The following is a 22,854-nucleotide window of genomic DNA, read 5'->3' as shown; positions in this document are numbered from 1 at the left end:
GTCAGAGGCGGGGCAGGTAGCGGTTGAGCTCGAACTGGCTGATCTCGTGCCGGTAGTCCAGCCACTCCTGTCTCTTGTTGCGCAGGAAGAAGTCGAAGACATGCTCGCCGAGCACCTCGGCGACGAGGTCGCTCTGCTCCATCACCTCGAGTGCCCGGTCGAGCGAAGCGGGCAGCGGCTTGATGCCCATCGCGCGCCGCTCGGAGTCGGTGAGGCTCCAGACGTCGTCCTCGGCCTCCGGCGGCAGGTCGTACCCCTCTTCGATCCCCTTCAGTCCCGCCCCGAGCAGCACCGCGAAGGCGAGGTACGGGTTGCAGGCGGCGTCCAGCGACCGCACCTCGATGCGGGTCGACTGCCCCTTGTTCGGCTTGTGCATGGGCACCCGCACGAGCGCGGAGCGGTTGTTGTGACCCCAGGTCAGGTGCGCGGGTGCCTCTCCACCGCCCCACAGGCGCTTGTAGGAGTTGACCCACTGGTTGGTCACCGCCGTGATCTCGGCGCCATGGACGAGCAGCCCGGCGATGAACTGCCGCCCGACCTTGCTCAGCTGGTAGGGCGCGCCGGCCTCGTAGAAGGCGTTGGCGTCCCCCTCGAAGAGCGACAGGTGGGTGTGCATGCCCGAGCCCGGGTGCTCCGAGAACGGCTTCGGCATGAAGGTCGCATAGATGCCCTGGGTCAGGGCGACCTCCTTGACGACCGTCCGGAAGGTCATGATGTTGTCCGCGGTCGACAGGGCGTCCGCGTAGCGCAGGTCGATCTCGTTCTGGCCGGGTGCGCCCTCGTGGTGGCTGAACTCCACCGAGATGCCCATGTTCTCGAGCATGGTGATCGCCGCTCGACGGAAGTCGTGGCCCGTGCCGTGGGGCACGTGGTCGAAGTACCCGGCGTCGTCGACAGGGACCGGGCGGCCGTCGGGCCCGCGCTCCTGCTCCAGCAGGAAGAACTCGATCTCCGGGTGCGTGTAGAAGGTGAAGCCGAGGTCGGCGGCCCGGCCGAGCGCCCGCTGCAGGACATGGCGGGGGTCGGCGAAGCTCGGCGAGCCGTCGGGCAGGGTCAGGTCGCAGAACATCCGCGCGGTGCCCGGCGGGTCGCCGCGCCAGGGCAGGATCTGGAAGGTCGAGGGGTCGGGCTTGGCCAGCATGTCGGCCTCGTAGACACGAGTCAGGCCCTCGATGGCCGAGCCGTCGAAGCCGATGCCCTCGGCGAAGGCTCCCTCGAGCTCGGCCGGCGCGACCGCCACTGACTTCAGGGTGCCCAGCACATCGGTGAACCAGAGGCGGACGAAGCGGATGTCGCGCTCCTCGATGGTCCGGAGCACGAACTCTTCCTGACGGTTCATATGTCGATCCTGCCGCATGCGTGTTGCAGCGACGTTAAGAGTCACAAGGTTTGGGACGCGCGCTGTGGCGAAGGCCCGGTATGCCGCCAGGGACCTGACGGCATACGCAGCGGGCGTGCGTGGGCCCCCGGAAGGAGGGGTCTTCCGGGGGCCCACGCGGTCACGCGGTGTCGTGCCTGTCGGTCACTTGAACTGGACCTTGACCTGCAGCTCGTTGCCGCCGTCGGCGGTCTTGGCCACGGTCATGGTCGTGCCCGAGCCCGCCACCTTCGTGGACGCCCCCGGGTTGTCCGCGGACCAGTAGCGGTTCGGGTCCGAGTCGTTGAACGTCGGGATGGCGGGCGACGACGGGACGTCCGTGGCGACGCCGTTGCGGTGGAAGGTCACCGCGTCGGTCGCCTCCTGGCCGAACGTCGCGTCGAACGGCTGGCGACGGTTGCCGAGCTTGACGTTGCCGTCCAGCATGATCGGCGCCGGACGAGCGTCGACCGGCAGGACCTGGCCACCACCGGGGTGGGTGGCCGTGTTGTTGTCGCCGAACTCGCCGTTGGCGAACCACACGAGCATGCCGTTCTGGTACGGGAACCGCTCGACCCAGTCTGCCTTCGTGCTCCAACCGAAGTTGTACGGGCCGGTGCGGAGCGTGTCGTCGTATCCGCTGTAGGTGCGGTTCTCGGCGAGGTACATGTCCTGGACCTGGCGCGCCGTCGTGCCGTCCATGATCGAGAACCCAGCCGCCTTCCACGCGCCGGCACCCGACTCGATGTCGTCGGTCGTGCCGGCGACGCCGTCGAGGGTCACGGTGATGTCGTCGATGAACGGGCCCTTGTAGTGCACGCCGCCGTCGGTGTTGTAGCGGAAGCGGAACTGGACCGACTTGCCGGCGAACGCCGACAGGTCCCACGACTTCTCGGCCCAGCCGAAGGTGCCGTTGAGGGCGGAGCCGACCTGGGTCCAGGTCGCGCCGTTGTCAGCGGAGACCTCGGCGAAGAGGTAGTCGTAGTCCTTCTCCATGTCGCCCTGCACCCACGCCGAGACCGAGGCCGACGTCTTGCCGGTGAGGTCGAGCGTGCGAGTCATCGTCGTGTTGAGGTTGTCGGCCGAGCCACCCCACCATTCGGCGGAACCCGAGTGCGGCGTGTTGTACGCCGTCTTGACCGTGCGCGACGGAAGCGGGACGACCAGGGCCTGGTAGTTCGTGTTGCTGGCCTTGTCGGCCGGGCCCAGCTTGACCGTCATGTCCGTGCCGAACGGGACCGTCTTGTAGTCGAGCCAGCCGAGCTGCAGCTTCTCCCACGGGCCCATGTAGCCGGGCGTCGTGCCGATCGAGTCGGTGCCGTGGTTGAGCCACGAGCCGCCGCTCATCAGCGTCCAGAAGCCGGTGCCGTTGTCGCCACCCGCCGTGTCGTAGAGGTCCGGCAGGCCGAGGTCGTGACCGAACTCGTGCGAGAAGACACCGAGGCCACCGTTCTCCGGCTCGGTCGTGTAGTCACCGATCCACATGCCGGAGGTGCCGAGCTGCACACCGCCGAGCTTGTTGAAGTCGGGGCCGGTCCTGCCCGCCAGGTTGGAGAAGGCGTACCACCGGTGCGACCAGATCGCGTCGACACCCTGGGCGCCGCCGCCGGCCTCCTCGCCCTCACCGGCGTGGATCGCCTGGAAGTGGTCGATGTAGCCGTCGGGCTCGTTGTAGTTGCCGTCGCCGTCGTAGTCGTAGCGGTCGACCTTGTCGAACTGCGCCAGGTACGCCTTGATGTCGGCGTCGCTCTTGCCGGCGGCCTTCTGCGCGTCGTACCAGGCGGTCGCCGTGTCCTGGATGTAGTTCCAGTAGCCGTCGGCGTTGTTCTTGGCGCCGTAGCGGGCCTCGTTGTAGCGCACCTTGACCCAGTCGGACACGTCGCCCTTGGCGAGGAACCGGCCGTTGCTCTGCTTGAGGTAGAAGTCCTTGAACGACTCCCCCTCGCCGAACATCATGTCGATGTAGTGCTGCCGCGTGAAGTCCGACGTCCAGTTGGTGGAGTTGTCGTCGGTTGCGTTCCCGTCCCAGTTCCGGTCGGGCGCCGGGATCTGGTTGTGCACCGGCCCCGGCGCCGTGCTGAATCCGGCCTTGGTCTCCGAGCCGAAGTCCGTGAGGATCGTGAAGATGTCCTCCTCGCGGTTCACGGGGTAGTTGATGTAGCGGGACGCACCGTTCTTGCTCTTGACCTCGATCACGCGGTTGCCACCGATGGTCGTGGTCGTTGCCTCGCCCTTGACGAGCTTGGTGACGGCGTCCTTGCGCTCGGCTGCCTGGGCCTCGGCGAGCGGGTTGGGCAGGTTGTCTGGCTGCGAAGCCTGCGCCTCAGCAGGATCACTGCTGACGGGCGCCTTCGCGACTGGCGTTGCCTGAGCCTGCATCGGGACGGTCAGCCCGGTGACGACGAGCGCCCCCACGGCCAGCCCCGACACAGCGCTCCACTGACGCTTGTTCAAGATCTGTTCCTCCTGTTTTGCGACGCCGGATCCGGCGCCTGGCGTATCAGAGCACAGACCGTGGGCGAAAAGGGGATAAGAGCCCAGACTTTGCCAAATCCTGGAAAAGCCGCTGATGTCATCAGATGTCAGTGAGATGTGGTTATCCCACGTGCGCCGACGCCCGGGCGCGGGCTCGGCCACGCGGCCCTGACTGGCGGTCACTCGCCTGGGCCGCCGACGGCCCGAAAGGGGCGGTCTAGGATCGCGGCATGTCCGACGACGCAACGAGTGAGCAGCCTAGCCCGTATGGTTCGGGGTCGCGCGATGTGACATCCGGGGGCTCCGACCCGGCCGGTGGGACGGGGTCAACTGGCAGTGGTCCCAAGCCGATTCGCAAGGTCCGCATCCCCCACCTGCATGGCTGGAAGGCCGAAGGACGCAAGTGGGCGATGCTCACGGCATACGACATGTACGCCGCCCAGATCTTCGACGAGGCGGGGATCCCCGTCCTGCTCGTCGGCGACTCGGCCGGCAACAACGTGTTCGGCTACGAGACGACCGTGCCGGTGACCGTCGACGAGCTCGTTCCTCTCGTGCGGGCGGTGTCGTCAGCGGCACGCAGGGCGCTCGTCGTGGCGGACATGCCCTTCGGCTCGTACGGCGCGAGCGTCGAGCAGGGCTTCGCGAGCGCAGTTCGGTTCATGAAAGAAGGGCTGGCGCACGCCGTCAAGCTCGAAGGCGGGTCCGCGATGGTCCCCCTCGTGCACACCCTGACCACCGCGGGGATCCCGGTCATGGCGCACCTCGGTTTCACCCCACAGAGCGAGCACCAGCTCGGTGGCTACCGCGTGCAAGGGCGCGGCGATGCGGCCGACGTCCTCGTCGAGGAGGCGCTGGCTCTCCAGGACGCCGGTGCGTTCTCAGTCGTGCTGGAGATGGTGCCGGCGCCGGTCGCGGAGCGGGTCACCAAGGCACTGGCCATCCCGACGATCGGGATCGGAGCCGGCAACGGCACGGACGCCCAGGTCCTCGTGTGGAGCGACTTCGCCGGACTGCGGGGCGGCAAGGCGCCGCGCTTCGTCAAGAAGTACGCGGACCTGCGCGGCACCCTCCTGCAGGCGGCGCAGGCGTATGCCGCCGACGTCGAGTCGGGCGCCTTCCCGGATGCGGAGCACTCGTTCGAGTCCTGAGCCCGGCACCGCCGGCGGCACCCCTGGTGAGGCCGGTCGCTACGTCAGTCGTCGATGTCCTCGTCGTCCCAGCGGGTGCCGGAGGTCCCCTTGTCGCGCCAGGCCCGATCCTCCTCGTCCCACTTCTCGGTGCGGGCATTGGCTGTCTCGATCGCGCGCCGAGCCTCCTCCTCCGTCGCGTAGGGGCCGAGCACCAGCTCGCCGCGGCTTCGGTTCTCGTCGGTCTCCACCTTGCCGGTGTCGACGTTGTACCAGTAGCTCACTGTCGCCTCCTTCTCCACGGTCCGCGTCGTGAGCGCCCCACGTGGACGGGTCCCCACGACGACCTAGACTCCACCGTATGCCGTTGCTCCAACCCAGGGTGTCTCCGTACCCCCTCAGTCCGCGCCGTGCCGTGCCGGCCTCGATCGAGCGGCCGCACTACGTCGATGTGCCCAACCCCCGCGAGGACGGCGACCTGCACGTCAAGGACGCCGAGACGATCGAGAAGATGCGCATCGCCGGGCGGGTCGCTGCCAACGCCATGGGCGAGGCGGCCGCGCACATCGCGCCTGGAGTGACGACCGACGCTCTCGACGCAGTGGCACACGAGTACCTCCTCGACCACGGCGCCTACCCGTCCCCGCTGGGCTACAAGGCTTTTCCCAAGTCGGTCTGCACGAGCGTCAACGAGGTCATCTGCCACGGCATCCCGGACGCGCGCCCGCTCGAGGACGGCGACATCGTCAACATCGATGTCACGGCATACATCCACGGGGTCCACGGTGACACCGACGCGACCTACCTCGTCGGCGACGTCGACGAGGAGTCGCGCCTGCTCGTCGAGCGCACCCGCGAAGCGATGCTCCGCGGCATCCGCGCAGCCCAGCCCGGCCGTGAGATCAACGTGATCGGGCGCGTCATCGAGAGCTACGCGAAGCGCTTCGGCTACGGCGTCGTCCGCGACTTCACCGGCCACGGCATCGGCCTGGAGTTCCACTCCGGCCTCATCGTCCCGCACTACGACGCAGCACCCCACTACGACACCGTCATCGAGCCCGGCATGACGTTCACCATCGAGCCGATGCTCAATCTCGGCACCCACGAGTGGGAGATGTGGGACGACCGGTGGACGGTCGTGACGAAGGACGGCAGTCGTTCGGCACAGTTCGAGCACACCATCGTCATCACCGGCGACGGCAACGAGATCCTCACCCTCCCGGACGCGGCGCCGGCCCCATAGCCAGCTCGACAGCAGCAACCCACCACGTCCTCGACAAGGAAGCAGGGACCATGGGCAAGAAGGGCACGCCCCTCGGAATCGACATCGGCGGCAGCGGCATCAAGGGGGCGCCCGTCGACCTCAAGAGCGGTGAGCTCGCGGGAAAGCGGCTGAAGATCCTCACGCCCCAGCCGGCCACCCCCGACGCCGTGGCCGAGGTCGTCGACGAGATCGTCGACTCCTTCGCCGACGTGACAGGCGACTCCCCCATCGGTGTCACGGTGCCTGCGGTCGTGATCCGCGGCACGGTGCTGTCGGCTGCGAACATCGACCCGACCTGGATCGCGACCGACGCCGAGGCGCTGATCAAGAAGCACACCGGGCGCGCGGTGACCGTCCTCAACGACGCCGACGCCGCCGGTCTCGCCGAGCTCTACTACGGCGCCGCCAAGGGAGTGACCGGCCTGGTCATCCTCACCACTCTGGGCACCGGCATCGGGTCGGCCCTGATCCACGACGGCCGGCTCGTGCCCAACTCCGAGCTCGGTCACCTCGAGATCGACGGCTACGACGCGGAGGACCGAGCAGCCTCGTCGGTCAAGGACAACGAGCACCTCACGTGGGAGGAGTACATCGAACGGCTCCAGCGTTACTACGACACCATCGAGAAGCTCTTCTCTCCGGACCTCATCGTCGTCGGCGGCGGCATCTCCAAGGAGTCCGACGAGTTCCTGCCCAAGCTCAAGCTGCGCTGCCCGATCGTGCCGGCCCTGCTGCGCAACCAGGCGGGCATCATCGGTGCGGCCAGGCTGGCGGTCGACCTCGCCAGGTAGGCGGCCCCACCGACACACGCCCGAGCGCGAACAAACCCAGATCGAGCCCGTATCAGGCAACTGCTCGACCTGACCACCCGAGTCGAGTGGTCGCTTGATGCAGGGGCAGAGCAAGCGGTCAGAGGGGGTAAGGGCCGAGACGACCCCAGGCGAGGAACGCCGCGAGCACCATGAGCAGTCCGGTGCCGAAGGCGAGCGAGAACTCGTGCCGGCGCACGTGAATGGTGACCGCCCCGGCCATCAGGACAGCGAGGCCCGCCGCCGCCAGCGGGGTCAGCCAGACAGCGGTGCCGAAGGCCGTCGGCAGGACCAGCGCGAGGGCCCCCAGCAGCTCGAGGGCACCGATGCCCCGGACGGCGGGCGTGCTGAAGTCCTCGACCCAGGTGATGCCCGAGCGCACGAGGTGGTCCTTGGACTGTGTCAGCTTGAGGAGCCCAGTCGTCCCGAACACAGCCGTGAGCAGTCCGGCGACGAGCCACAGGACGAGGTTCATGGGCGGGCCACGCTTCCGACGACGCGACAGGTGCTCTGAGCCTAGGCGCGCGCGGCGGGATGACGGTCACTTTCGTGCGCGTGCTCCCGCAACACACCCGGAAGTCGCAAACTCCAGGCGGTTGCAACCGGCAGGCTCTTGCGGTTACCGGGTGTGTTGCGCGGCGGGAGTCAGTTCTTCTGGAGAGCGGCGAGCAGCTCGGGCGCGCGCTTGTCGTAGAGCCGCGCGCCCATTCGGATCCCGGCCGAGGCGAACACCCCACCGAGCGCCACCCCGAGCACGGCGGCGGGCCAGGAGGCCCATGACGTCCCCTGCCAGGCGAACCACCCGAGGGCCACCACGGGTGCCGCCAGCAGAAACGTGCCCAGGCTGGCGATCGTCTGGGACAGCATCGTCACCCCGGCCGCGCCGGGCGGCGCGCTGAAAGGGCTCTCTCCCGAGGCCGGCACGGGGTACGGCATCGCGACGCTCATCACGCTCGAGGCACCGTATCCGGCGCCGAGCAGGACGGCCGACAGACCCACCGCGCCGGGCAGCAGGTCCCAGCGGTCGCCGATCCAGACACCGGCGACCGTGTAGATCGGCAGAAGCACGGCAGCGATCAGCACACTGGGCACCAGACGACCGCGTCGGTCCGCTGCACCGGACACGCCTGATGCGAGGTGGAGCCAGAAGGCGTCCCCCTCGTAGGCCACGGAGTTGTGCTCGCTGAAGCCGATGAAGAACGCGAGCACCGGACCCATGACGAGAGGCGTCCACTCGACGTCGCCGAGGAAGAACGGGATGAGCAGGGCCAGGGGCAGCACCGGCGTCATGGCGAGGTTGATCTGGTAGCGCGGGTCCCGACGCCAGTAGGTGGACACCCGGGCCGCGATGGCTCCCGTCGGGGTGTCCGGGAACCTCGGGAACAGCCCCAGGTCGCCGGCCGCTGCGGTTGCCGAGTCCGACCGGGAGATGGCACGGGGGTTCTCGACCTGCTGACGCAGCACCCGAGCCCACAGTCGGCCGACGACGAGCAGCAGACCCCCGGCGAGCACGAGCCGCACCATGCCGACGAGCCAGTCGCCTGCCGCGACGTCCCCCGGCGCCGCCCACGCCCATCCGAGCGGGGTCCACGAGACGACCTTCGCGACCGACGCGGCCAGGTCGGCTTGGCTCGAGCCGACGTTCGCCACGATGGAGATGGCCGGCCCGATGAGCACGAGCAGCGCGAGGCCCACCACAGCCACGACGTCCCGGCCGCGGCGGCTGGACACCGCGTTGGTCGCCAGTGCCGAGACCCATCGGCTCGTCGTGATCGCCGTCAGCACCCCGAACGCCGTCGCGACGACACCCACGATCGTGGACGCGACGGTGTGCGACCAGGCCACGACCACGCCCGCCGCCATGACCAGGGTCGCAATGGAGGGCAGTCCCACCAGAGCCGCCGCGATGAGGCCGACGGCGAGCGTCCGTGGCGGTATGGCGAAGGTGGCGAACCGGCCCGGGTCGAGGGTGGGGTCGGAGCCGAACGAGAACAACGGCAACGCGGTCCACAGCACGATGCCCGCGGCGCCGGCGAGCGGGATGACGACCTGCGCGTCGGCGAGGGAGGTCCGGAACGAGGCCAGCAGGATCGCCAGCCCGATGACGAGGAAGCCGAAGTAGACGATCCCGACGACCGCACCGATCGCCTGGGCGCGGCTACGCCGGAACATGTTGCGCAGCAGCGACAGCTTCAGTCGGACGAGGTGCGCAACCACGACAGTCCCACCACCTCGGTCGACCCACCGACGAGGTCGACGAAGCGCTCCTCGAGGGAGTGCCCGCCGCGCACGTCCTCGAGCGGGCCCGCAGCAAGGACAAGGCCATCGGCGATGACCGCGACATGGCTGCAGATGCGCTCGACGAGGTCCATGACATGGCTGGACAGGACCACGGTCCCGCCGGCGGCGACATAGTCGGCCAGGATCGAGCGAATGGTCGCAGCGGACACCGGGTCGACGGCCTCGAAGGGCTCGTCGAGCACCAGCACCCGCGGCGCGTGGACGAGTGCGGAGGCCAGCGTGACCTTCTTGGTCATGCCGGCTGAGTAGTCCACGACGAGCTTGCCCTGCGCCTCGGAGAGTCCCAGGGCCTCGATCAGCTCGGTCGCCCGCTCCGACGCGAGGTCACGTGGCATCCCGCGCAGCAGGCCGGCATACGTGATGAGCTGCAGGCCGGTAAGCCGGTCGAAGAGCTTGAGCCCGTCCGGAAGCACCCCGAGGAGGCGCTTCGCCTCGACCGGGTCGGCCCACACGTCGCGGCCGAGGATGAACGCCTGGCCCGCGTCGGGACGGAGCAGTCCCGTCACCATCGACAACGTGGTCGTCTTGCCTGCTCCGTTGGGCCCGACGAGCCCGAAGAACGAGCCACGTGGGACGTCGAGATCGATGCCTTTGACGGCGACGACATCGCCGAAGCGCTTGCCGAGGCCGCGCATGGCGATCGCTGGCCCGTCGGCCGGACTTCCATGTGGCGCAGGCAGATCCGGGTCAGTGGTCATGGTTGTTCCCCCAAGTGGCGGTGCGTCAGAAGGTCGCGGACTCGTCGTCGCGCAGGTCGACGAAGGTCAGCCCCGCGACGCCCGAGAACTGCTCGATGTGGCCGGCATACATCCTCCGGCCGACGTCGGAGAGCAGGGCGTCGTGGATCGGTACGAACGTCTTCGGTGCGATCCGCGCCACGAACGCGATCGAGTCGCGGCTCGCGGCCCACGGGGCGTTCAGCGGGTGGGCCAGCACGTCCACCTCGCCCGGCTCGCCGTCGTAGGCATCGCCGGGGTGGAAGAGCGTGGGCTCGCCGTCGGCCCGCAGCACGAGGCCGACGTTGGGGATGCGGGGCATCGCGTCGTGGTTGAACGCGTGCAGCTCGCCGACCGGGCTCACCGACACGTCGCCGACGGCGAAGTCCTCCCCCTCCTTGGTGGGAGTGGCCGAAAGCCCTTCCCCGCGAAGCTTCTCCGCCGTCTGGGGGTCGGTGTGAACCGAGGCCGACGGGTTCCCGCGAAGGAGCGTCGCCACCCGTTCAGGGTCGAAGTGGTCGACGTGGTTGTGAGTGACGAGGACCGCGTCGAGGTCGCGCAGGTCCTCGAACGACGAGAAGCTGCCCGGGTCGATGAGGATCCGGCGGTCGGCGGTCTCCACGAGCAGGCAGGCATGTCCGAGATGAGTCACGCGCATGAGCCCACCTAATCACGCCCACCCGGGCCGCGGGACGACGGGCACCGCGCGTGGCCACCGGGTACGCCGTCTCGCCTCCTCAGGGCCCGGAGGTGGGCTCGCTGGGTGCGCCACGGAAGGTCACCATCAGCGCGATGGCGCCCGCCAGCGCGACGAGCGCTCCCAGCAGCAGGAGCCAGCCCATCGGTCGTCCCGCGATGAACTGCGCATGGGCTCGCAGGGCGGCCACGAGCATCAGCACGACCATGACCGCTTCCACCTCGGCCAGCAGACGCAGTCGCACCCAGCGCGCGTCCCAGAGGACCCCGACGGCCGCACCAGCAAGCACGAAGATCGCGCCGATCACTCGGCACGTCAGCGGCGTCAGGAGCCACGGCCAGACCGGGATGACGGCGGATGGCGCGACGAACATCGTCGCGCCCAGGACGAGGCCCCCTGCCCCGAACGCACCGACGCCCCATCGGGCCGCGGGTCCGAGGCGCGGCTCGTCCGGGGCCGGAGGTCGGGCGGTGCGGCGGTTGACCCACCAGGCTCCGGCCACGAGGAAGGGCGCCGTTGCGTACAGCGCCGACCAGATCCAGAAGGCTGGACTGCCGTGGTTGAACCGGTCCCAGTGCAGCACCGTCGCGATGGCAAGGAGGGTGGCGAACCCGGTCACGGCGACCAACCCGTTGGCGACTGCGGCCCAGCGACGCTCGCGCAGCACGCGGACGAAGAACCAGGCGCCGCCAAGGTATGCAGAGGCCAGCACCATGGACGTCACCGTCGGCCGGATCGTCCAGGCCCAGAGACGGTCGGTGTCGCCAGGGAACCCGTAGAGCAGGACGAACGCCACGAGCAGGAACGGCGTGATCAGCACCGACAGCCACCGCGTCGTGGGCAGCACACGGTCGTCGCGAGGCAGCTCCGACTGCGGCGCAAGCGGCATACTCCCCTGCGGTGCGCCGCCGACGGCGGTCACCGGGACACCGCGTCGAGCAACGCGCTGTAGGAGGCGACGAGCGACCGCCGCTCGGCCGCGAGGAGCGGGTCGTCCAGGCGGCAGCCGGCGGCCACCCAACGGTCCGAGTAGTCCATCGCGTCGACGCGCGCGCGAGCGGCCGGATGAACGGCGTCTCGGTGGGATCCATATACGTACGAGTAGAGGTCGACCAGCGCGCCGACCAGCGGGTCGTCCGAGCCGCCGCCGTGCTGGTGCTCCCGGTGCACCCGCCACCACTCGACCTCGAGCGCGGCGGCGCGCCGTGGGTCGAGCGTCAGTCCGGCGTCCGCCATGACGAGCGCGTAGAAGCGATGCATCAGGTCTCGTGCCTGGGCCGGGTCGTTGTCCGGGTACGGCGCCCACGCCTGGTTCGCCCGCAGCACGAACCATGCACCGGCGACGGTGGCGCGCCGGTTCATGCCGAAGCCTTCGTGAACCATGCGGACCGCTCCGCGCAGGAAGGTGATCCACTCACGCCGGTAGTAGGCGGCCCACGTGTCGGTCTCAGCGTGACCGATCGCGACCGCGTCGAACGACGTCGGTCCCCGCCTCGCCCGCTCGTGCATCGCCCCTCCATACGCCGGTCACGAGGCGGCAGGTGCGGATTCGCCTGACGCCGCGCGACCCTGGTCCCAGAATAGGAGGGGCCGGACCGCGGGGTGAGGAGATCGCGGACGATGACGACGGGCGACGGTGGACGGACGGTCGGCGATGTCGTGCGCGCCATGCGGGAGCGCCTTGCGGCGATGCCGCCCGACCGGCTCGCCCAGCGCGACTTCCTCGCGACCTACCTGCGCACCACGGAGGCCATCGGCAAGGCCATCGACGGGGCGGCCTTCGAGGACCCGGCCTGGGTCGAGGTCTGGGATGTCGCGTTCGCGGACCTCTACCTCGAGGCACTGGATGCGGATCTCGCGGGCGGGCAGGGTGTCTCGCGCCCGTGGCGCCTCGCTTTCGCCGTGCCGCAGGACCTGCCGGCCCTGCGCAACGTGCTCGTCGGCATCAACGCGCACATCAACTACGACCTGCCGCAGGCATTGCTGGCGGTGATCAGCGACGACGACTTCACCGACCCCGTCCTGCTCGCCAAACGTCGCCGCGACCACGAGCGCATCGACGGCGTGCTGTCCAGCCGGGTGGCCGCCGAGGACTCCGAGATCGCGGCCCGGACCGCCAAGAGCGTGCTCGACCGGGTGCTGACGCCCCTGAACCGGCGGGCATCTGAACGGTTCCTGCGCGAGGCGCGGCAGAAGGTCTGGCACAACGCGGGCGAGCTCCAGGTCGCCCGCCTGGCCGGCCCGCAGGCGTATGTCGCTCGGCTGGCTGAGCTGGAGGTGCTCAGCGCCGCTCGGATCGCCGACCTGCTCGCGCCGGGTCAGGTGTTGCTTCGGCTGGCCGTCGCCGGCTTCGGTGTGACTCTCCCACCCGCGGTCGGTGTCTCCCGCGACGAGGTCGCTCCCGGCTGACGCGCCCGCCTGCTCGCCCGGCACCCCGGCGGGACGGCCCGGCTAACGACGAGGCCGAGCGCGGCCGGGCCTCGGTGTCGTCATCGCCGAGGCCCGGCCGCCCGTCTGTGGTGGAGGATGCTCAGGCGTCGATGCTCGACATGTCGCCGTAGCGCGCACCCGCGACCGCATCTCGCGGGACAGCGGCGTCGAGTGCCGCCAGGTCCTCGGCCGACAGGGAGACACCGGCCGCGCCGACGTTCTCCTCGAGGTACTTCACGCGCTTCGTGCCGGGGATCGGCGCGACGTCGTCACCCTGCGCCAGCACCCATGCGAGCGCGAGCTGTCCGGGCGTCGCACCCTTGGCCTCCGCCAGCTCCCGGACGCGGGCCACCAGGGCGAGGTTGGTCTCGAGGGCCTCGCCGTGGAACCGCGGGAAGTATGCCGTGCGGCGGGAGTCGTTGGCCTCGAGGCTGTCGGCGGTGATGGCGCCGGTGAGGATCCCACGCCCGAGCGGCGAGTACGGCACGAGGCCGATTCCGAGCTCGCGGATCGTCGGCAGGATCTCGTCCTCGATGTCGCGGGTGAAGAGCGAGTACTCCGTCTGCAGCGCGGTGATCGGGTGCACGGCGTGGGCCCGCCGGATCGTCTCGGCCGACGCCTCGGACAGCCCGAGGTGTCGCACCTTGCCGGCGGCGACGAGCTCGCTCATGGCACCGACGGTCTCCTCGATCGGCACGTTCTTGTCGACGCGGTGCTGGTAGTAGAGGTCGATGTGGTCGATCCCCAGGCGCTCGAGCGAGGCATCGGCGGCCTGGTGCACATACTCCGGCCGGCCGTTGATGCCGAGCCGGGTGCCGTCCTCGGCCCGCTCGTTGCCGAACTTCGTGGCGATGACGATCCGGTCGCGCCGGCCGGCGACGGCCTTGCCGACGAGTCGCTCGTTGGTGAACGGGCCGTACATGTCGGCGGTGTCGAGGAAGGTGACGCCGAGGTCCAGGGCGCGATGGATCGTCGCGATCCCCTCACCCTCGTCGCCGGTGCCGTAGAACTCCGACATGCCCATGCAGCCGAGGCCCAAGGCGGAGACGGTGAGCGGGGAGGCGGTCCCAAGGGTGCGTGCAGGAAGGAGGCCAGCGTTGTCCGGTGAGGTCATGGCATCGAGTCAAGACCTTGGAGTGCGCTCGAAGTCAAGGACCACCATCTCGAGGACGTCGGGGCCTGGCCGTCCACGGGCCTTCGGTGCCGGCCGGTGTCAGGCGCTCAGCCGGGCGAGCTTGTCCTGGTAGATGCCGATCTTGTTGTCGATCGCGCCGAGGTGCTCGGTCACCTCGGCCAGCTGAGTGAGCACTCGTGCACGGTGAGCCTCGAGCAGGGCCAGCCGCTCGAGCTCGTTGCCGTCGCCCTCACGGCAGAGCGCCGCATAGGCCTTGACCTCGCGGATCGGCATGCCCGTCGCGCGCAGCCGGGTCAGCAGCGCGACCCACGTCAGGTCACGCTCGGTGTAGACGCGGTGTCCCGAGCTGGACCGGGCGACCTCGTGGAGCATCAGCCCGTCACGCTCGTAGTACCGCAGCGTGTGGGTGGTCAGGCCCGTCTGCTCGGCGGCCTCGGCGATGGTGAGTCCGGCTGTGGGAGCGATGACTGTCACCTGGCCATGCTCCGACTTCGAGCGCACTCGAAGTCAAGAGCTCGCGCCGACGGTGCTGCCGCTCGCTACCTGCTGGGCGCAGCGGAGGATCGCATCCGCAGAGACGTCGATGTCGTGCTCGGTCGTCGTCGCGTTCGAGACCGACACCCTGATGAGGCGCCTGCCGTGCCACGTCGTCGCCCCCACCCAGCACGTGCCGTCGCGCTGGACGGCGTCGACGACGGCGTCCGTGGATGCGGGGTCGCCGACACTGACGAGCACCTGGTTGAGCACGACGTCGTTGTGGATGATCGCGCCACCGGCCGCCAGGCGGTCGGCCATCCGTCTGGCGAGGTCGCAGCTGCGGTCGACGAGGCTCGCCAGCCCGTCGGTCCCTAGCTCGCGGAGCGCCGCCCAGACCGTGAACCCCCTTGCGCGCCTGGACGACTCAGGCACGATGTCGCCGAGCGTATAGTCCGATGTGCTGCCCGAGCCCGTGAGGTATGCCGCGGTGTAGGACAGCGCCGAGGCGTGGTCGTCCGGGTGCCTGCAGAACGCGAGGCCGCAGTCATAGGGGACGTTGAGCCACTTGTGCGCGTCGCACCCCCAGGAGTCGGCTTCCTCGACGCCCGCCACGAGGTGCGCCGTGCGGGGGCTGGCCGCGGCCCACAGCCCGAAGGCGCCGTCGACGTGGACCCAGGCGCCGGCCTCCCGCGCCATCGGGATGGCCCGGTCGAACGCGTCGCACGCGCCGGTGTTGACGTTGCCCGCCTGCAGGCAGACGATCGTCGGCCGGCCCCGGTCCCGCTCGAGAACGGTCCGCAGCGCCTCGACGTCGATCGACCCGTCCACTGCTGCAGGGACAAGCTCCAGGCTCGCCGTCCCGAAGCCGAGCAGCCGCAAGGCGCGGTCGATCGTCGCGTGTCGCTCCTCCCCCGCCACGACGCGCACTCGCGGTGCGCCGAACAGGCCGTCGCGGGCGACGTCCCAGCCGGCATCGACGAGCACCCGGTGGCGACCGACGGCCAGGCCAACCGTGTTGGCGCCTTGCGCCCCGGTGACGAACCCGACTGTCGTCCCCGCGGGCAGCCCGAGAGCCGCGGCGGCCCACCGCCCGGCCTCCCGCTCAGCGGCAGCCGCCGCCGGTGAGAGCACCTCGTTGTACGCGCACTGGTCCCAGCCTGTCGTGAGGATGTCCGCCGCCGAGGAGGCTGGAGACGCGCCGCCGATGACGAACCCGAAGAAGCGCGGACCGACCGTGCCGACGAGAAGCGGTCCGGCGCGCTCCGCCAGCTCGCGGCATACGTCATCGGCGTCCATCGGGTCGCGCTGGAGCTCCTGGTGCGTCAGCGCTGAGGTCGCGGCCGGGGCGGGACGCGGGTGGACGGGTCGCCCGGCAACGGTGTCGCGGTGGTCGGCTGCGACCTGCGCAGCCCATCGGAACAGCTCTCCCAGCTCAGCGCTCATGCCCGAAGGCTCCTCCGGGGCTCCCTCCTGCACAACCACTTTGCGCAAGTCCCCCGCCAGGGGACATCACTGGTCCAGGCCCGCTGCCCTCGCCTTGACCAGCTGGTCGAGCAGTGCGACGTCCTCGGGCGCCAGCCAGGTCTCGTCTAGGGGGCGTGCCCCGGCGCCGCGCAGCGCGGCGACGAGTGGCTGCGCCCAGAGGTGCTCCACCAGCGCGACCGCCGCGACACCTCCCGCCGGCACGGACTCGTCGAGTGACCACGATCCCTCCTGGGCCGACGTGTCGCCGGGCCGGGCGTCGCTGTCTACGGGAGTCCCATCCGGCGCGTCGGCCGGGACTCCGAGCAGTGCGGCCGCCACGCGCCCGCGCCCGGGGTCGGAGCCCGGCGGTGGGGCTATCGTGTCGAGGCTGCCGTCGGCGGCGCGGGTCACGAGCAGCACGTCGATGAGACGCACGACCCCCGCCTCGGTCAACCGGTTGAGCTCAGCGACGACGTCGCCCGACACAGCCGCCTCGTCGAACCCGACCACGAGCACCTGCACCGGGCCGGCGACCCCGCGCGCTGCTGCCGCGTCGCCACCCTCAGGAGGCTGGGGCGCCGTCACCCGCGCACCCGGTTGCGCAGCTGGACGAACTCGTCCTGCGTGATCACCCCGGCGTCGAGCAGGTGCTGCAGCGACGCAAGCGCGTCGGGAGCGGGCGAGGTGCGTGCTGCCGAGACAGGCGGGCCGGACGGCGGTGGCAGTGACGACAGGGGCGGCTGGCCCGGCGGCGAGGCAGGGGGTGCCGGCGGACGGGGCCGGGCTCCGAAACGCGGGGTCGCCCGAGGTCCCGGGCCGCCGGTGTACGGGTGCGCCGCGGCATACGCCTGCTCGGCGGTGAACCGGCCCCCGTAGTACGGCACGTCTCCCGTGATCCCGACACGCTGCAGCTGCCTAGGCACCAAGATCATGCGCGGCTCCCTTCGGTCGTGGGCACCAGCATGCCGCACGCCGACCCGCCGTATGCCGCATCGACAGATCGAGCGGCGCGGAGGGGCGGGTGCCCACTGGACGGGCACCGGTGAGCGGGTGATGCGGATGCCCACCGCGTGGCTCACGAGGTGGGCATCCACACATCCGGCCCCGTCGACCGGCGAGGCCCCGGCCAGACCCCTCCACGAAGCTGACCGGGACCTCTCACCGCAACGCCTTGGGAGGTGCGGCTGCATATGAGACGTCCACGCCCGCGGATCATGACAGCCCTGCGTGAGAAATCTCTGACCTCGGCTCTCTGAACGGCGCCAGCGCCGCAATCCGGACCGGCCTCGTCGCGCGGCGCAGCGTCCGCTTGTCACCACGGACCGCGACCGGCAGCCGATGTTGTGCGTAGGGCCAAAGACGTGTCCCGGCTCTGGCCGAAGACTGAGAAGGCGGGTCCCCTCCGCGGACCACGACCGACGTGCGACACCCACGGGCAGCCGACGAGCAGCCCACGAGCAGCCCCACGAGCAAGGGAAACCAGTGAGCGCCACGACCGACGCGGCCACGGCGCGAGAGCTGATGGGCGGCAACGGAATCCTCATCGACCGCAACGTGGGCCGGTTCGTCGGCGATGCCGAGGCGATCTACTCCTACGAGGGCACGCGGGAGATGAACACCCTCATCGTCGGCCGCGAGATCACCGGCCTCAGCGCCTTCGTCTGAGGCGGCGGCGCGCCATGAATGCCGCGTCCCGACCGTTCTGCGTGGCTATGGTCGAGGGGAACGGACCGACCTGACTGGCACCTCGACCTCAATGAGCGGCCCCACCATGACGACGCAGCCCTCAGCTCCCGCCGCCACCACCGGGCGTTCGCGCTGGCTGCCCTCCTCCCCTGACCGCCGCATTCTTGTGGTCGGGGTCATCACCTTCGCGGTGCTGCTCACCCGGGGCGTCGCTCAGGCGGTGACCCCGTTCATCCGCCAGGACGACTGGCCGTTTCTTCTGCCGGCCAACACTCCGGGTGTGATTCCAACCCGCTACTACGACATCAGCGAAGGGCGGTGGCTCAACTCCGCGTGGTGGGTCGTCGTCGGCCAGCACGGCACGCCGACGACAGCCGCCCTCACGTATGCCGTCGGGTATGCCGCGCTCGTCGCGGGCATGTGGCGGGCGCTCCACCGCTCCGGAGTCCGGCCCGGGCCCGCGGTCGATGCACTGCTCGGGGTCGCGCTCTTCGCCTCGGCCGTATGGGTCCAGCTTCTCTACTGGCCGGGCACGCTGACCCCGTCGGTCCTCATGGCCGCCACGGCCCTGTGGCTGCTGCCGTGGGCCGCACGCACCCGTCTGAGGCTCGGGCTCTGGCTCCTCGTGGGTGAGGTCGCCGCGGTGCTGACCTACCCGCCGGTGGGCGTCGTCCTGCTGGTCTTCGCCGTCGTGCTCCTGCGTGACGCCCCCTGGCGCCGGGTGCTCGCCGTAGCGGGCGTGTGGATCGGGGCGTTCGCCCTCGGTGTTGGTGTGGCCTACTCCCTCAACTGGGTCCTCAATGGCCAGTTCGGCCTTCAGCTCGCTGCGTGGCGCCGCTCCAACCCGCTGACCTCGCTCGACGCCCTCCGGGACAACACCGGGCGCTGGCTGGCGGCGGCCGGGACCCTCTGGGCCGCCCAGTGGTGGGCCGTGCTCGTCGGCCTCGCCGCGACCCTCGTGGGCTGGCAGGACGCTGCTGTCCGTCCACGTCTGCAGCGCCTTCTCGTCGCCTTCGGCATCGCCTACGGTCTCGACGCTGCCCAGACCCTCGTGAGCGGCGTCGTCACCGACGCCCGGGGCCAGCTCTGGACCTGGTTGGTCGCGGTGCTGCCCGTCGCGCTCCTGCTCGTCGGGCAGCGGCGGCTCCAGGCCGGCGACCTGGGCGGGCGTGGTCTGCCGCGCCACCGCATCGCTACCGGGCTGCTCGCCGTGCTCGCTCTTGGTGGGGTGCTTGCGTGGCGCACCGACATCGGCGAGCACCAGGCGACGCGCATGCAGTATGCGGCGATCGCGGCAGCCGCCACGGCGCACGATCCCGGGACGGTCGCGCCAACGGTCGTCGTCTACCAGGACCCGGCGGTGAAGGACACCCGCTCCGGCCAGATCATGGCCAGCACGTTGTTCATGGCCGTGCGCCAGGAGCAAGGCGGTGTCCAGCCCCGTTGGTGCAGGGGCGTCGAGTGCCGCGAGCTCGCCGCACGCGCTGGGTCCGGCTCGGTCATTCCCATCGGAGGTGTCGGCCGGCCGGCGGGGGTCGTCGGCATCGTCGTGCCGCCACCGCCCGGCTGGATCTGACGACGATCGCCGCGCATGCTTCTCCCCGGATTGTCACGCCGCGGTCACCGGGCAGTCACAGCGGAATCTCAGCGGACACGAAGGGTCATCGCTCCGGTCACGTCCCGATAACTCCCGCGGTCTGGCGCAACGATCCACTCCTACGGTCGGTCTCAACGGACATCAGGAGGACGAGGCAAGGGGCATCGCCATGGGAGCACCGAAGCACCGCAAGCTGGTTCCGCACGCCGCCATCGCAGTTGTGACCGCCCTGGCCGTGGCCGCGTGTGGGGGTGGTGGGGCTAGCGACGGAAGCGGCAGCGGGTCGGTCGGGCCAGGCTCAGGCCAGCGCCACGTCGCCCCGAACGCGCCCGCGACGCGCGACGTCACCATGACCGACCCGCATGCTGACGCGCTCTCGACGTTTGCGCTCGACATCGACACCGGGTCCTACACCCGGTTCCGCGACGCGGTGAACCAGGGCAGCGCGATCACACCGAGCGAGGTACGCACCGAGGAGTTCGTCAACTACTTCGAGCAGGGCTACCAGGCTCCACGCGAGGGACTCGACGTGAGCATCGACGCGGCCGTGTTGCCGTTCAGCGCCGGTCACCGCCTGGTCCGGGTCGGCATCCGGAGCGCGGACGCCGACAACGAGTCGCGCTCCGACGCGGACCTCGTCCTGGTCGTGGACTGTTCGGGGTCGATGGATGAGGCGGGCAAGATGGACACGACGAAGGTCGCCCTGCGGACCCTGGCCTCGTCGCTGCGGCCGACAGACCGCGTGGCCATGGTGTGCTACTCGACCGAGGCTGAAGTAGCCCTCGAGCCCACCATGGCCTCGGACCGCCTCGCGATCGACAGGGCTGTCGACTCCCTGCACCCGCAGGAGTCCACCAACGCCGAGGCCGGCCTGACACTCGGCTACAACCTGGCCCGATCCATGCACACCGAAGGGCGGATGTCGCGCGTCGTGCTGGTCAGCGACGGCGTCGCGAACGTCGGCGACACCAGCCCCAACGGGATCCTCGAGCGGATCAGCACCCAAGCGCGTGCAGGGACGAACCTGATCTCGGTCGGCGTGGGCATCGAGACCTACAACGACCAGCTCCTCGAGCAGCTCGCAGACCGGGGCGACGGCTGGCATGTCTACATCGACACGGCGGCCGAGGCCGAGCGAGTGTTCGCAACCGGGCTCACCGGCTCCCTCGTGGTGGCTGCGCGCGACGCCAAGGCACAGGTCGAGTTCGACCCGAGCCAGGTGTCGGGTTATCGGCTCCTGGGCTACCAGAACCGTGACGTCGCGGACCAGGACTTCCGCAACGACGCGGTCGACGGTGGCGAAGTCTTCGCCGGCCACTCCACGACCGCGCTGTACGACGTCGAGCTGCGCGAGGGTGCGCGCGACCTGTCGTTCGTGAAGGCCACCGTCCGCTACCTCGACGGCAGCGGCGAACCGGTCGAGCGCACCCGGCAGCTTCGGGACATCGAATGCGCCCCGACTGTGGAGCAAGCCGCACCGCGCCTGCGTCAGGACCTGGTCGTCGCCATGCTGACCGACCGCCTCACGGGCGGTCCGTGGTCAGCCCGGATCGGACCCGACGACCTGAGGGAGCAGGCGGCCGCGCTGACGGCTTCGCTCGACGGTGATCGTGACGTGGCCGAGCTGGTCCGTCTGGTCGACCGCGTCACCCGCTGAGCCGCGGCCGGCCGCATCGTCAGTGCGAAGGCCCGGTGCGCGCCGCCGGGGCGTCCGACACGGCGCCGGCCAGGGCAGGCCCGTCCGGCAGACCCTGGGGCTTGCCCGGCTGGTAGAGCCACACATCGAAGAACCGACGCAAGTCCTGTCCGCTCACACGCTCGGCGAGAGCGATGAACTCCGCGGTCGTCACCGTGCCATAGCGGTGCTCGGCATACCAGGTGCGCAGCAGGGTCGTGAACGGTGCGTCGCCGATCCGTTCGCGCAGCGCCTCCAGCGTCATCGCACCTCGCTCGTAGATCGTGCCGTCGAAGAGGTGCTGAGCGTCTCCTGGGTCACCCGGTGGTGGGTTCCAGAACGCGGTCCGCTGTGCAGGGGTGTTGGCAAGCTGCTTGAAGCGCTGGGCCGCCGACTTACCACCCTGCCGCTCCGTCCAGATCCACTCCGACCACGTGGCGAAACCCTCGTGCAGCCAGATGTCCGGCCACGAGCCAAGGGTGACCGCGTCGCCGAACCACATGTGAGAGAGCTCGTGCAGCAAGGTGACCTCGTCCGGTGCGTCGTCGAACACCGGCTTGGTCTGTGTCTCGAGCGAGTAGCCGAGCTGGGGAGCGTCGTCGACGATCGCACCGACGGTCTCGAAGGGGTAGGGCCCGTAGAGGTTCTCCAGGAACGACACCATCGCGGGAAGCTTGCGCAGGACCGCGGACGCCGAGCTCGCCTGGCGGGGGTCCACCGCGACGTACGTCGGTATGCCGCTGGGCGTCGTGCCGGTGGTGACGTCGAACCGGCCGAGCGTGATCGTCGCCAGGTAGGGCGCCATCGGGTAGCTCTCGCGCCAGGTGAAGGTGGCCAGCCCGTTCGCGGTCGTCCGGCTCTGCAGCGAGCCGTTGCCCACTGCCGTGATCCCGGACGGCACCGTCATACGGATCGTGAACGTCGCCTTGTCCCGAGGGGTGTCGTTGGCGGGGTACCACGCCGGCGAGCCCTGCGGCTCACCGACGACCGCGGCGCCGTCGGCGGTGTAGACCCAGCCCTCGCTCGAGCCGTCCGGGTCGGTGACCGTCTGGGGCTGACCGGCATACGGCACGACGACCGTGAAGGCGTCGCCGCTGCGCAGGGCGTGAGTCGGGGTGATCTCGAGCTCCTGGCCATCCCGCGCGACCGACGCCACGGCGCCATTGACGGTGACGGCGCCGAGCGCGAAGCCGCGCAGGTCCAGGTCGAACCGGCTGAGGCTCTGAGTCGCACGGATCGAGAGGGTGGCCGTGCCCGAGAGCAGGCGGCTCTGCGGGTCATACGCCAGGTCGAGACTGTAGTTCGTGACGTCGATGCCGCCGTTGCCGGCCAGGGGGAAGAAGGGGTCCCCGACGCCGGGCGAGCCGACCGTGCCGGCGGCCATCGCGGAACCGGCGCTCGCTGCCAGTGCCAGCGCGGCGATGGTGGCGGCCCTGCTGCCTCTCCCCATGGCGGCTCCCTCCCGGTAGTCCGACGCTAGCCCCGGCCGGGGACCCGGGCAAGGGTGCCGAGGACGTCGACTCCTGCAGCACCACCACATCGTTCGGGCCGCGTTGTCGCAACAGGGTCACCCAGCTCGTTGAGTGAGTGATGACGCCGTAACGTCGGAGCCTGCTGCGCTGAAGAAGCGGGTGGCGCGCC

At 70.1% G+C, this 22,854-nt stretch carries 21 protein-coding genes and 1 pseudogene; 7 read left to right on the top strand and 15 right to left on the bottom strand.

Features of this window, described 5'->3' with window-relative positions:
• Position 1: 1 nt before the first annotated feature.
• Both glnA and ACYVLP_RS01795 read right to left on the bottom strand, forming a co-directional pair.
• Positions 2-1,339, bottom strand: coding sequence for a type I glutamate--ammonia ligase (glnA, locus tag ACYVLP_RS01800; protein ID WP_460625624.1), 1,338 nt, complete (start codon positions 1,337-1,339; stop codon positions 2-4).
• Positions 1,340-1,522: 183 nt separating this feature from the next.
• Complete coding sequence (locus tag ACYVLP_RS01795; protein ID WP_460625623.1) at positions 1,523-3,811, bottom strand: immune inhibitor A domain-containing protein; 2,289 nt, start codon at positions 3,809-3,811, stop codon at positions 1,523-1,525.
• 251 nt (positions 3,812-4,062) lie between these two features.
• On the opposite strand from ACYVLP_RS01795, the gene panB reads away from it, so the two are divergent.
• On the top strand, positions 4,063-4,983 hold the full coding sequence (gene panB, locus ACYVLP_RS01790; RefSeq protein WP_460625622.1) for a 3-methyl-2-oxobutanoate hydroxymethyltransferase: 921 nt from the start codon (positions 4,063-4,065) through the stop codon (positions 4,981-4,983).
• Between the two features lie 44 nt (positions 4,984-5,027).
• Here panB and ACYVLP_RS01785 read toward each other — a convergent pair whose 3' ends face one another.
• Entirely contained in the window at positions 5,028-5,246 is a 219-nt protein-coding gene (locus tag ACYVLP_RS01785) for a methionine aminopeptidase (RefSeq protein ID WP_460625621.1), read from the bottom strand.
• A gap of 77 nt (positions 5,247-5,323) precedes the next feature.
• Here ACYVLP_RS01785 and map point away from each other — a divergent pair, with 77 nt between their 5' ends.
• Positions 5,324-6,205 (top strand): type I methionyl aminopeptidase, encoded by an 882-nt coding sequence (gene map, locus ACYVLP_RS01780; RefSeq protein WP_460625620.1) that lies wholly within the window; start codon positions 5,324-5,326, stop codon positions 6,203-6,205.
• 50 nt (positions 6,206-6,255) lie between these two features.
• Positions 6,256-7,017: a polyphosphate--glucose phosphotransferase gene (gene ppgK / locus ACYVLP_RS01775; protein ID WP_460625619.1), complete on the top strand. Its 762-nt coding sequence runs from the start codon at positions 6,256-6,258 to the stop codon at positions 7,015-7,017.
• A 118-nt stretch (positions 7,018-7,135) separates the two neighbouring features.
• Here the strand turns inward: ppgK and ACYVLP_RS01770 are convergent, their stop codons facing one another.
• From ACYVLP_RS01770 to ACYVLP_RS01745, 6 genes are all read right to left on the bottom strand, one after another.
• Positions 7,136-7,510 (bottom strand): DoxX family protein, encoded by a 375-nt coding sequence (locus ACYVLP_RS01770; RefSeq protein ID WP_460625618.1) that lies wholly within the window; start codon positions 7,508-7,510, stop codon positions 7,136-7,138.
• A 170-nt stretch (positions 7,511-7,680) separates the two neighbouring features.
• Entirely contained in the window at positions 7,681-9,252 is a 1,572-nt protein-coding gene (locus tag ACYVLP_RS01765) for a hypothetical protein (protein WP_460625617.1), read from the bottom strand.
• Positions 9,228-10,034, bottom strand: a complete 807-nt coding sequence (locus ACYVLP_RS01760) for an ABC transporter ATP-binding protein (protein WP_460625616.1) — start codon at positions 10,032-10,034, stop codon at positions 9,228-9,230. The genes ACYVLP_RS01765 and ACYVLP_RS01760 overlap by 25 nt, the downstream gene beginning before the upstream one ends.
• Positions 10,035-10,059: 25 nt before the next feature.
• Positions 10,060-10,710, bottom strand: a complete 651-nt coding sequence (locus ACYVLP_RS01755; RefSeq protein ID WP_460625615.1) for an MBL fold metallo-hydrolase — start codon at positions 10,708-10,710, stop codon at positions 10,060-10,062.
• A 79-nt stretch (positions 10,711-10,789) separates the two neighbouring features.
• On the bottom strand, positions 10,790-11,671 hold the full coding sequence (locus ACYVLP_RS01750; protein WP_460625614.1) for a hypothetical protein: 882 nt from the start codon (positions 11,669-11,671) through the stop codon (positions 10,790-10,792).
• Positions 11,668-12,258, bottom strand: a complete 591-nt coding sequence (locus ACYVLP_RS01745) for a hypothetical protein (RefSeq protein WP_460625613.1) — start codon at positions 12,256-12,258, stop codon at positions 11,668-11,670. Before ACYVLP_RS01745 ends, ACYVLP_RS01750 begins: the two co-directional genes overlap by 4 nt.
• A gap of 111 nt (positions 12,259-12,369) precedes the next feature.
• On the opposite strand from ACYVLP_RS01745, the gene ACYVLP_RS01740 reads away from it, so the two are divergent.
• Positions 12,370-13,158, top strand: a complete 789-nt coding sequence (locus ACYVLP_RS01740) for a DUF5995 family protein (protein ID WP_460625612.1) — start codon at positions 12,370-12,372, stop codon at positions 13,156-13,158.
• A gap of 121 nt (positions 13,159-13,279) precedes the next feature.
• Here the strand turns inward: ACYVLP_RS01740 and ACYVLP_RS01735 are convergent, their stop codons facing one another.
• The 5 genes from ACYVLP_RS01735 to ACYVLP_RS01715 form a co-directional block, all read right to left on the bottom strand.
• Positions 13,280-14,293, bottom strand: a complete 1,014-nt coding sequence (locus tag ACYVLP_RS01735) for an aldo/keto reductase (protein ID WP_460625611.1) — start codon at positions 14,291-14,293, stop codon at positions 13,280-13,282.
• Between the two features lie 99 nt (positions 14,294-14,392).
• Positions 14,393-14,788: a MerR family transcriptional regulator gene (locus tag ACYVLP_RS01730; RefSeq protein WP_460625610.1), complete on the bottom strand. Its 396-nt coding sequence runs from the start codon at positions 14,786-14,788 to the stop codon at positions 14,393-14,395.
• 33 nt (positions 14,789-14,821) lie between these two features.
• Positions 14,822-16,234 carry a pyridoxal phosphate-dependent decarboxylase family protein gene (locus ACYVLP_RS01725; RefSeq protein WP_460625609.1) on the bottom strand — a complete coding sequence of 471 codons (1,413 nt, stop codon included), beginning with the start codon at positions 16,232-16,234 and terminating at the stop codon, positions 14,822-14,824.
• A 66-nt stretch (positions 16,235-16,300) separates the two neighbouring features.
• On the bottom strand, positions 16,301-16,840 hold the full coding sequence (locus ACYVLP_RS01720) for a hypothetical protein (protein ID WP_460625608.1): 540 nt from the start codon (positions 16,838-16,840) through the stop codon (positions 16,301-16,303).
• Positions 16,837-17,187 (bottom strand): SHOCT domain-containing protein, encoded by a 351-nt coding sequence (locus ACYVLP_RS01715; RefSeq protein WP_460625607.1) that lies wholly within the window; start codon positions 17,185-17,187, stop codon positions 16,837-16,839. The genes ACYVLP_RS01720 and ACYVLP_RS01715 overlap by 4 nt, the downstream gene beginning before the upstream one ends.
• Positions 17,188-17,758: 571 nt before the next feature.
• Between ACYVLP_RS01715 and ACYVLP_RS01710 the strand changes: the two are divergent.
• From ACYVLP_RS01710 to ACYVLP_RS01700, 3 genes and pseudogenes are all read left to right on the top strand, one after another.
• A pseudogene (locus tag ACYVLP_RS01710) lies at positions 17,759-17,920 on the top strand (acyl-CoA dehydrogenase family protein); the annotation flags it as partial.
• Between the two features lie 106 nt (positions 17,921-18,026).
• Complete coding sequence (locus ACYVLP_RS01705; protein ID WP_460625606.1) at positions 18,027-19,517, top strand: hypothetical protein; 1,491 nt, start codon at positions 18,027-18,029, stop codon at positions 19,515-19,517.
• Positions 19,518-19,707: 190 nt separating this feature from the next.
• On the top strand, positions 19,708-21,195 hold the full coding sequence (locus ACYVLP_RS01700) for a vWA domain-containing protein (RefSeq protein ID WP_460625605.1): 1,488 nt from the start codon (positions 19,708-19,710) through the stop codon (positions 21,193-21,195).
• A 19-nt stretch (positions 21,196-21,214) separates the two neighbouring features.
• Here ACYVLP_RS01700 and ACYVLP_RS01695 read toward each other — a convergent pair whose 3' ends face one another.
• On the bottom strand, positions 21,215-22,663 hold the full coding sequence (locus ACYVLP_RS01695; protein ID WP_460625604.1) for a M1 family metallopeptidase: 1,449 nt from the start codon (positions 22,661-22,663) through the stop codon (positions 21,215-21,217).
• Positions 22,664-22,854: the final 191 nt, after the last annotated feature.

It is taken from the genome of Intrasporangium mesophilum (assembly GCF_054783095.1).
This window is presented reverse-complemented; position numbering and strand designations above follow the sequence as displayed.